Origin of the sequence: Streptomyces sp. 8K308 (assembly GCF_004348315.1) — a bacterium.
Taxonomy (GTDB): Bacteria; Actinomycetota; Actinomycetes; order Streptomycetales; family Streptomycetaceae; genus Streptomyces.
In genome coordinates, this window is sequence record NZ_SMKC01000309.1 from 1 (window position 1) to 8410 (window position 8410).

Consider the following 8410-nt stretch of genomic DNA (forward strand, 5'->3'; position numbering starts at 1 on the left):
CTCCCTGATCAGCCGCCGGGTGACGGCCGGCGCGATCAGCCCGTCGCCGGCCGCCACCACCCGGACCGCGTCCAGGATGTCGTCGAGCGCCATGTCCTTGACGAGGAAGCCGGCGGCGCCGGCGCGCAGCGCGCCGTAGACGTAGTCGTCATCGTCGAAGGTGGTCAGCACGATGACGTGCGCCGGGCTCGGGCCGGTCGTGATCCGGCGGGTGGCCTCGATGCCGTCCATCCCCGGCATCCTGATGTCCATCACCACCACGTCCGGCGCGAGGCGCTCCGCCAGCCGGACGGCCTCGGCGCCGCCGGCGGCCTCCCCGACCACCGCCAGGTCGGCCGCCTCGGCGATCACCATCCGCAGCGCCGTCCTGACCAGCGGCTGGTCGTCGACGAGCAGCACCCGGAACGTCATGAGACCGCGGCCGGCACCGGAAGCCGGACGCTGACCAGGAAGCCGCCGCCGGCCAGCGGTCCGGCCGCGAACTCGCCGTGCAGCAGGGCGACCCGCTCCCGCATGCCGACCAGGCCCCAGCCGGTGCCGCTCGCGGCGCCAGAACCGTGGCCCCCGTCCAGGACCTCGATGGTCAGCTCCTCGCCCCGCCGCTCGATCGTCACCTGGCAGCTGCCGGCGCCGGAGTGGCGCACCACGTTGGTGATGGCCTCCTGCACGATCCGGTAGGCCGAGACGTCGATCTCCGGCGGCAGCGGCCCCGGCTCGCCGAGCCGGCGCACCTCCACCCGCACGCCGGCGGCCGTCGTCGCCTCGGCGAGCCGCGCCACGTCGGCGAGGCCCGGGCTCGGCGTGAGCGGCGCCGGGACCGGCTCCGACGCGCGCAGCGCGCCCAGCATGCGGCGCAGCCCCGACAGCGTCTCCCGGCCCGTGGTCTCTATCTCACCCAACGCGACCCGCGCCATCGCCGGTTGGCGGTCGATGACGCGGCGGGCAGCGCCGGCCTGGAGCGCGATGACGCCGATGCTGTGCGCCACCATGTCGTGCAGTTCGCGGGCGATCCGCAGCCGCTCGGCCGTCACCGCCTGGGCGGCGGCCTGGACGCGCGCTGCCTCGACGTGCTCGCGCGCCTGTCGGGCCGCGCTGCCGAGCAGCCAGGCGATCACGGCGGTCAGCGCCACGGCGAGCTCGGCCGAGAGACCGACCGGCCAGCGGGACAGTAGCCGGACCGTCAGATAGCCGGCGAGCGTGCCGAGGGCCAGGGACAGGGCCACCGCCCCGGTCCGGCGCGACGCGTTGGCCGCGACGAAGTAGAGCGCGACGTCCACCGCGAGGAACTGGGCCATGGGAATCTCGGCGACGCTCAGCGACGTCGAGGCGACCACCGCGCTGGCCAGCAGCAGGCCGACGGCGCGCAGCGGCCGGCGGTCGAGCCGCCGGCAGCCGGCCACGTTCAGGGCGGCGGCCAGCACCAGCGTGGCCACGCCGTCCCAGCGGTAGTACAGCACTCCGGCCGTGACCGAGGGCCCGCTCTCGCCGGGCAGCCGCTGCCGCATCAGAAAGGTGAACACCGCGCCCACGCCCCAGGCGAGGGAGACCCAGGCGGCTGGTGACAGGCGCCTGAGCCGCGGGGAGGGCCGGGTGCTCGGCATGGACCGATGGTAGGCGGCCGGCCCGCGGCCCGGCATCGGACCGTGGGTGTACACCCGTGGATGACAGCCGGGGCGCCGACTGTCGGCCGTCGTCCGATGCCCGCCGCCCGCGCGCCCGGCAGCCTGGGCGGCGTGATCGAAGTACGCGAACTCACCAAGCGGTACGGCGGCACCACGGCCGTCGACGGGCTGACCTTCACGGTCCGCCCGGGCCGGGTCACCGGCTTCCTCGGCCCCAACGGCGCCGGCAAGTCCACCACCCTGCGGCTGATCCTCGGCCTCAACACGCCCACCTCGGGCACCGTCACGGTGCACGGCCAGCCCTTCCGGGACCGGCCGCGCGGGCTGCGGCACGTCGGCGCGCTGCTGGACGCCGGCGACGTGCACGGCGGCCGCACCGCCCGGGCCCACCTCACGGCGCTGGCCGTGAGCAACCGCGTCCCGCGCGCCCGGGTCGCCGAGGTGCTCGACGAGGTCGGCCTCGCCGACGCGGCCCGGCGTCGGATCGGCGGCTTCTCGCTCGGCATGCGGCAGCGCCTCGGCATCGCCGGCGCGCTGCTCGGCGACCCGCCGGTGCTGCTCTTCGACGAGCCGCTCAACGGCCTCGACCCGGAGGGCGTGAAGTGGGTGCGCGGCCTGTTCCGGCGGCTCGCCGGCGAGGGGCGCACCGTGTTCGTCTCCAGCCACCTGATGTCCGAGATGGAGCACACCGCCGACGAGTTGGTGGTGGTCGGGCGCGGCTCGCTCATCGCGGCGGAGAGTCTGACCGAGTTCGCGGCCCGGGGCGGCAGCGCGAGCGTGACCGTGGCCACCCCGGAACCGGCCGTGCTCGCGGCCGCGTTGAAAGCCGCCGGCGCGACCGTCAGGGAGGCGGACGGCGAACTCACGGTGACCGGCCTCGACGCGGCGCGGATCGGCGAACTCGCCCTGCGGCACGGCGTTCCGCTGCACCAGCTGACCACCCGTGCCGCCTCGCTTGAGGAGGCCTTCATGGAACTGACCGCCGACCGCGTCGACTACGCCTCCGGAGCCGCCCGATGACCACGCACCCCCTGCCGGTGGCCGAGCCGCGCGCCCGCTTCGTGGACCCGCTCGCCGCCGAGTGGCTCAAGTTCTGGTCGCTGCGCTCCACCCCGTGGTTCCTGCTGCTCGCCGGCCTGGCCGTGGTCGGCTTCAACGCCGGCTCGGCCTGGGACCACTACCGCTACTGGCACCAGTACGACGCCCGGACGCGGGCGAGCTTCGTCGCCGACGGGATGTCGCTGCTCGACGCGTTCACCTCCAACGGCGCGCTGATCCTGATGCTGGCCGCGAGCGCCATCGGCGCCCTAGCCGTCACCGGCGAGTACGGCAGCGGCTCGATCCGCACCACGTTCGCCGCGGTCCCGGCCCGCGGCTCGGTCATGGCGGCCAAGGTCTGCGTGCTCGCGGCTGTGCTGACGGGCTTCGGCGCGCTCGTCGCGGCGGTCTCGTTCTGGTCCTCGCAGGCGATCCTGTCGGCGCGGGACGCCGGGGTGTCGATCGACCATCCGGGCGCGCTCCGGGTGGTGGTGGCCTCGGCGCTGCTGGCCCCGGTGAGCGGCCTGGTGGGCGCCGCGCTCGGGGCCCTCGTCCGGCACAGCGCAGCGGCGGTGGTCTGCGCGGTCGTCGCGCTGCCGCTGCTGCCGACGTTCTTCAGCGAGGACCGCCACTGGTCGGCGACCATCCGGCACGCGATGCCGTACAGCGCCTGGGAGGAGCTGACCAGGACGGTCGACTGGGTAAACGGTCCCTACCCGATGACGGTGGGCGGCGCCTGGACGGTGTACGCGGTGTGGGCGGCGGTCGCCGCGGCGCTGACGGTGGTGGCGGTGCTGCGTCGCGACCAGTGAGCGTACCGACGGGTGTCAGTCGGCGAGGCCGTTCTCCAGGACGCGGAAGGAGCGGTCGAGGACGTCCCTCAGGTCTCCCTGGAGTCCCTCCTCGGTCCAGTGCAGCAGCGCCTCGGTCAGCGCGCCGAGCATGGCGCCTGTGAAGACCCGGAGCTCCAGGTCACCGGGGGCCCGGCCGGTCCGCTCGGCGAGGGCACCGTGCAGGACGTCGCCGGATCGCCCGATGGACTCGTGCATCCGGGCGCGGATCGCCGGCACCGACGCGACGAGACGCATCCGCTGCCGCAGCTCGGCGAGGGCCTCCGGCCGCGCCCACAGCTCGGACATCACGTCGTACAGTGCCGCGCGCAGCGCGGTCAGAGGCGGTTCGTCGGCAGGCCTGGCGCGCAGCGCCGCCTCGATCAGCGGGTCCTCCTCGTCGGAGAGGACGATGTCCTCCTTGGTCGGGAAGTAGCGGAAGACGGTGCTCGGCGAGACCTCGGCGGCCTCGGCGATCTCGTCGACCCGGGTCGCGTCGAAGCCGCGCTCGTCGAACAGCCGGTACGCGGCCCGGCGGATGGCCTGCCGGGTGCGGATCTTCTTGCGCTCGCGGAGGCTGGTCCTGGGCTCGGATGCGGTGGGCATGGGCTCATTCTCGTTCACCGGCCTCCGGCGGTGCCACGCTCCGGCCTGGCAGCAGCAGGCCGCCGAAGACCGCGCCCACCGCCGCGACCAGCGCCGTCGCGAACAGGGCGAGGCCCATGCCGTGCAGGAACGCGGCGTCGGCCGCCTCGGCCAGGCCCGGCGCGCCCGCCCGCTCCGCGACCAGGTGGGCGGCGACGACGGACTCCCGGGCGGCGTCCGCGGCCTCGGCCGGCAGCCCCGCGGTGTCGAGCCGGTCGCGGTACCCCTGGGCGAGCAGGCTGCCGAGCAGCGCGACCCCGATGGCGCTGCCCACCTGCCGGACGGTCATCAGCAGCCCCGAGCCGCTGCCCGCGCGGTCGGCGGGGAGCGCGCCGAGCGCCGCGTCCATGGACGGGATCAGGGCGAGCCCGACGCCGAGCCCGGTGACGGTCAGCCAGGCGGCGGCGAGCCCGTATCCGGAGTCGGTGTCGGTGGTGGCGCCGAGCATGCCGGCGAAGGCGAGCAGCGCCAGGCCGCTGGCCACGATGGTGCGCGGCCCGAGGAGCCTGGTCAGCGGCTGGCAGGCGCGCGCCGCGACCAGCAGCCCGCCCATCATCGGCATCAGCCGCAGACCGGTGCCGAACGCGTCATGGCCGCGCACGGCTCCCAGGTACTGCGGGACGACGAACAGCAGGCCGGCCATCGCCAGGCTGCCCACCGTGCCGACGAGCGCGGCCGAGCGGAAGTCGCGGCGGGTCAGCAGTCGGAGGCCGAGCACCGGCACCGGCCGGCGCAGGTCGCGCAGGAAGAGCCAGGCGAGCAGCGGCAGGGAGCCGGCGAGTGCGCCGAGCACCACCGGCTCGGTCCAGCCGCGCGCCGGGCCCTCGATGACGCCGTAGACCAGCAGGCCGAGGCCGCCGACGCTGAGCAGGGTGCTGAGCGGGTCAAGGCGCGGCGCCGCCGGGTCGCGGCTCTCGGGGAGCAGCAGCGCGCAGGCGGCTATGCCGACGCCGATGAGCGGCACGTTGATCAGGAAGATCGAGCCCCACCAGAAGTGGTCGAGCAGCAGCCCGCCGAGCAGCGGGCCGAGCGGCATGCCGGCGGCCAGCGCGGCGGTGAGGGCGGCGATGGCCCGGGCACGCTCCTCCGGGTCGAAGAGGGTGGGCAGCACCGCCATGGCGAGCGGGGTGATCAGCGCGGCGCCCAGGCCCATCACGGCGCGGGCGGCGATCAGGGTGGCGGGGTCGTCGGCGAGGGTGCCGGCCAGCGAGCCGACGAGCATGATCGCCAGGCCGGCGACCAGCATCCGGCGACGGCCCAGGCGGTCGCCGAGCAGCCCGGCCGGCAGCATGCAGGCGGCGAAGACGACGAGGAACGCGTCGATGATCCACTGCTGCTCGCCCGTGCTCGCGCCGAGGTCGGCGGCGAGGGTGGGCAGGGCCACGTTCAGGATCGTGATGTCGAAGCCGAGCACGAGCATGGCGAGACCGAGCGCGGTCAGCGCCCACCAGCGGCGAACCATGGACAGACCTCCGAGAGTCGCTATCAAATGATAGTGACTCCCAGAAGAGAGCTGCTGTCAAGTTGTGGGGTCCTGGTTGCCGTCAGCCGTGCTGGTAGGCCACCAGTGAGATCCCGACGTAGTGGACGATGAAGGCGACCAGCGTGAACGAGTGGAAGACCTCGTGGAAGCCGAACCAGCGCGGCGACGGGTCCGGTCTCTTCAGCCCGTAGACCACGCCGCCCGCGCTGTAGAGGACCCCGCCGACCACCACCAGGGCCAGCACCGCGATCCCGCCCGCGCGCAGGAAGTCCGGCAGGAAGAAGACCGCGGCCCAGCCGAGCGCGATGTAGCAGGGCGTGTAGAGCCAGCGTGGCGCGTGGGTCCAGAAGACCCGGAACGCGATCCCGGCCAGCGCGCCCAGCCAGACGATCCAGAGCAGCGCCTGCCCGCGCGCGCCGTCGAGCAGCAGGATCGTGAAGGGTGTGTAGGTGCCGGCGATGATCAGGAAGATGTTGGCGTGGTCCAGTCGGCGCAGCACCGCCTCCGCCCGCGGACCCCAGGTCCCCCGGTGGTAGAGCGCGCTGACGCCGAAGAGGGCGCAGGCCGTGATGGCGTAGATCGCACAGGCGACACGGGCCCGGGGGCTGCCCGCGAACGCGGTCAGCAGCATGCCGGCTATCAACACCGCCGGGAACATCCCGGCATGCAGCCAGCCGCGCAGGTGGGGTTTAACGGGCGGAGTCATGCGATTGATGGTATAGGGGTCGTGCAACCTGCTCACATGAGCTCCTCTGGACACAGAAGAGAAGAAGCGGCACCATCAGATGAGCGCTCGTTCTTATCGAATGAGCGCACTGGTCGTGTGCTGGCCCTCCGGCACCCGGCCCGCTCCACGAAAACCCTCAACCACAGGAGCGAACGTGACGCTGACCTCAGCTCCCGTCGCCGCCAACGCCCCGACCCGGCATCACAAGCTCATCGCCTGGGTCGAGGAGATAGCAGCCCTGACAGAACCGGACGAGGTCGTCTGGTGTGACGGCAGCCAGGAGGAGTACGACCGACTGTGCGCCACCCTGGTCGCCAACGGCACCTTCACCCCGCTCAACGCCGAGAAACGGCCCGGCTCCTACTACGCCGCCTCCGACCCGACCGACGTCGCCCGGGTCGAGGACCGCACCTTCATCTGCTCCGAGCGTGAGGAGGACGCCGGCCCGACCAACCACTGGATGGCGCCAGGCGAGATGCGGGAAATCTTCACCGGCGCGAACGGCCTATTCCGCGGTGCCATGCGCGGCCGCACCATGTACGTGGTGCCGTTCTGCATGGGGCCACTCGGCTCCCCGCTCTCCGCGCTCGGCGTCGAGATCACCGACTCGGCCTATGTCGCGGTCGCCATGCGCACCATGACCCGGATGGGCAACGCGGTGCTCGACGAGCTCGGCGAGGACGGCGCCTTCGTGCGCGCCGTGCACTCGGTGGGCGCGCCGCTCGCCGAGGGCCAGCGGGACGTGCCGTGGCCGTGCAACCCGACCAAGTACATCTCGCACTTCCCGGAGACCCGCGAGATCTGGTCCTTCGGCTCGGGCTACGGCGGCAACGCGCTGCTCGGCAAGAAGTGCTACGCGCTCCGCATCGCGTCCGTGATGGCCCGCGACGAGGGCTGGCTGGCCGAGCACATGCTGATCCTCAAGCTCACCCCGCCGGAGGCCGGCGCCGAACCCACCCGCAACGGAGGAGCTAAGAGTTACTACGTCGCGGCGGCGTTCCCCTCCGCCTGCGGCAAGACCAACCTCGCCATGCTGCGGCCCACGCTGCCCGGCTGGACGGTGGAGACCATCGGCGACGACATCGCCTGGATGCGGTTCGGCGAGGACGGCCGGCTCTACGCCATCAACCCCGAGGCGGGCTTCTTCGGCGTCGCGCCGGGCACCGGCGAGCGCACCAACGCCAACGCCATGCGCACCCTGTGGGGCAACTCCGTCTTCACCAACGTCGCCCTCACCGACGACGGCGACGTGTGGTGGGAGGGCATGACGGACGAGCCGCCCGCGCACCTCACCGACTGGCGCGGCAACGACTGGACCCCGGACTCGGGGGTGCCGGCCGCCCACCCCAACGCGCGGTTCACCGTGCCGGCCGCCCAGTGCCCGACCATCGCCCCCGAGTGGGAGGACCCGGCCGGGGTGCCGATCTCGGCCATCCTCTTCGGCGGCCGCCGGGCCACGGCCGTGCCGCTGGTCACCGAGTCCTTCTCCTGGCGCCACGGCGTCTTCCTCGGCGCCAACGTCGCCTCCGAGAAGACCGCGGCCGCCGAGGGCACGGTCGGCGAACTCCGGCGCGACCCGTTCGCCATGCTGCCGTTCTGCGGCTACAACATGGGCGACTACTTCGCCCACTGGCTCAGGGTCGGCGAGAACGCGCCGGACCCGGCGAAGCTGCCGAAGATCTACTACGTCAACTGGTTCAAGAAGAACGCGGCCGGCGAGTTCGTCTGGCCCGGTTTCGGCGAGAACATCCGGGTGCTGAAGTGGATCATCGACCGCCTCGACGGGCGGGGCGAGGGCGTCACGACGCCGATCGGCGTGCTGCCGGCGGCCGGGGCGCTGGACACGACCGACCTCGACCTGGCGCCGGCCGACCTGGACTTCCTGCTGGATGTCGACTCCGACATCTGGCGCCAGGAAGCGGCGCTGATCCCGGACCACCTGCGCACCTTCGGTGACCACACGCCGGAGGGACTCTGGGCCGAGTACGAGGCGCTGGCCGCGCGACTGGCCCCGCGGGGCCCCTCCGGGGCGGGCTGAGCGACGCCCCTCCGCGGGCCGCCGCGC

At 73.4% G+C, this 8410-nt stretch carries 8 protein-coding genes; 3 read left to right on the plus strand and 5 right to left on the minus strand.

The features are described 5' to 3' along the window. Positions 1 to 411, minus strand: a 411-nt coding sequence (locus tag E1265_RS29290; RefSeq protein WP_132934015.1) for a response regulator transcription factor, incomplete at its 3' end; no start/stop codon positions are given. Next, a complete protein-coding gene (locus E1265_RS29295) occupies positions 408 to 1601 on the minus strand; it encodes a histidine kinase (protein WP_132934016.1) in 1194 nt (397 codons plus the stop codon). The genes E1265_RS29295 and E1265_RS29290, both read right to left, overlap by 4 nt. Before the next feature lie 132 nt (positions 1602 to 1733). On the opposite strand from E1265_RS29295, the gene E1265_RS29300 reads away from it, so the two are divergent. Both E1265_RS29300 and E1265_RS29305 read left to right on the plus strand, forming a co-directional pair. Beyond that, on the plus strand, positions 1734 to 2642 hold the full coding sequence (locus E1265_RS29300; protein WP_207931258.1) for an ATP-binding cassette domain-containing protein: 909 nt from the start codon (positions 1734 to 1736) through the stop codon (positions 2640 to 2642). Continuing rightward, complete coding sequence (locus E1265_RS29305) at positions 2639 to 3472, plus strand: ABC transporter permease (protein ID WP_132934017.1); 834 nt, start codon at positions 2639 to 2641, stop codon at positions 3470 to 3472. The genes E1265_RS29300 and E1265_RS29305 overlap by 4 nt, the downstream gene beginning before the upstream one ends. 15 nt (positions 3473 to 3487) lie before the next feature. On the opposite strand, the gene E1265_RS29310 is transcribed toward E1265_RS29305, so the two are convergent. The 3 genes from E1265_RS29310 to E1265_RS29320 all read right to left on the minus strand — a co-directional run bounded on the left by E1265_RS29310 (position 3488) and on the right by E1265_RS29320 (position 6324). Further along, the gene (locus E1265_RS29310; RefSeq protein WP_132934018.1) at positions 3488 to 4096 is read right to left on the minus strand and encodes a TetR family transcriptional regulator; all 609 of its coding nucleotides are present in this window, start codon (positions 4094 to 4096) and stop codon (positions 3488 to 3490) included. Between the two features lie 4 nt (positions 4097 to 4100). Beyond that, positions 4101 to 5597 (minus strand): MFS transporter, encoded by a 1497-nt coding sequence (locus tag E1265_RS29315; protein ID WP_132934019.1) that lies wholly within the window; start codon positions 5595 to 5597, stop codon positions 4101 to 4103. A gap of 82 nt (positions 5598 to 5679) precedes the next feature. Beyond that, on the minus strand, positions 5680 to 6324 hold the full coding sequence (locus tag E1265_RS29320) for a hemolysin III family protein (protein ID WP_132934020.1): 645 nt from the start codon (positions 6322 to 6324) through the stop codon (positions 5680 to 5682). 175 nt (positions 6325 to 6499) lie between these two features. On the opposite strand from E1265_RS29320, the gene E1265_RS29325 reads away from it, so the two are divergent. Then, on the plus strand, positions 6500 to 8383 hold the full coding sequence (locus E1265_RS29325; RefSeq protein WP_243741197.1) for a phosphoenolpyruvate carboxykinase (GTP): 1884 nt from the start codon (positions 6500 to 6502) through the stop codon (positions 8381 to 8383). The last annotated feature ends 27 nt before the right edge of the window (positions 8384 to 8410 follow it).

Coding starts and splice junctions, on each gene's coding strand:
- E1265_RS29315 (WP_132934019.1), bottom strand. CDS start 5,597: ATGGTTCGCCGCTGGTGGGCGCTGACCGCGCTCGGTCTCGCCATGCTC.
- E1265_RS29295 (WP_132934016.1), bottom strand. CDS start 1,601: ATGCCGAGCACCCGGCCCTCCCCGCGGCTCAGGCGCCTGTCACCAGCC.
- E1265_RS29310 (WP_132934018.1), bottom strand. CDS start 4,096: ATGCCCACCGCATCCGAGCCCAGGACCAGCCTCCGCGAGCGCAAGAAG.
- E1265_RS29320 (WP_132934020.1), bottom strand. CDS start 6,324: ATGACTCCGCCCGTTAAACCCCACCTGCGCGGCTGGCTGCATGCCGGG.
- E1265_RS29305 (WP_132934017.1), top strand. CDS start 2,639: ATGACCACGCACCCCCTGCCGGTGGCCGAGCCGCGCGCCCGCTTCGTG.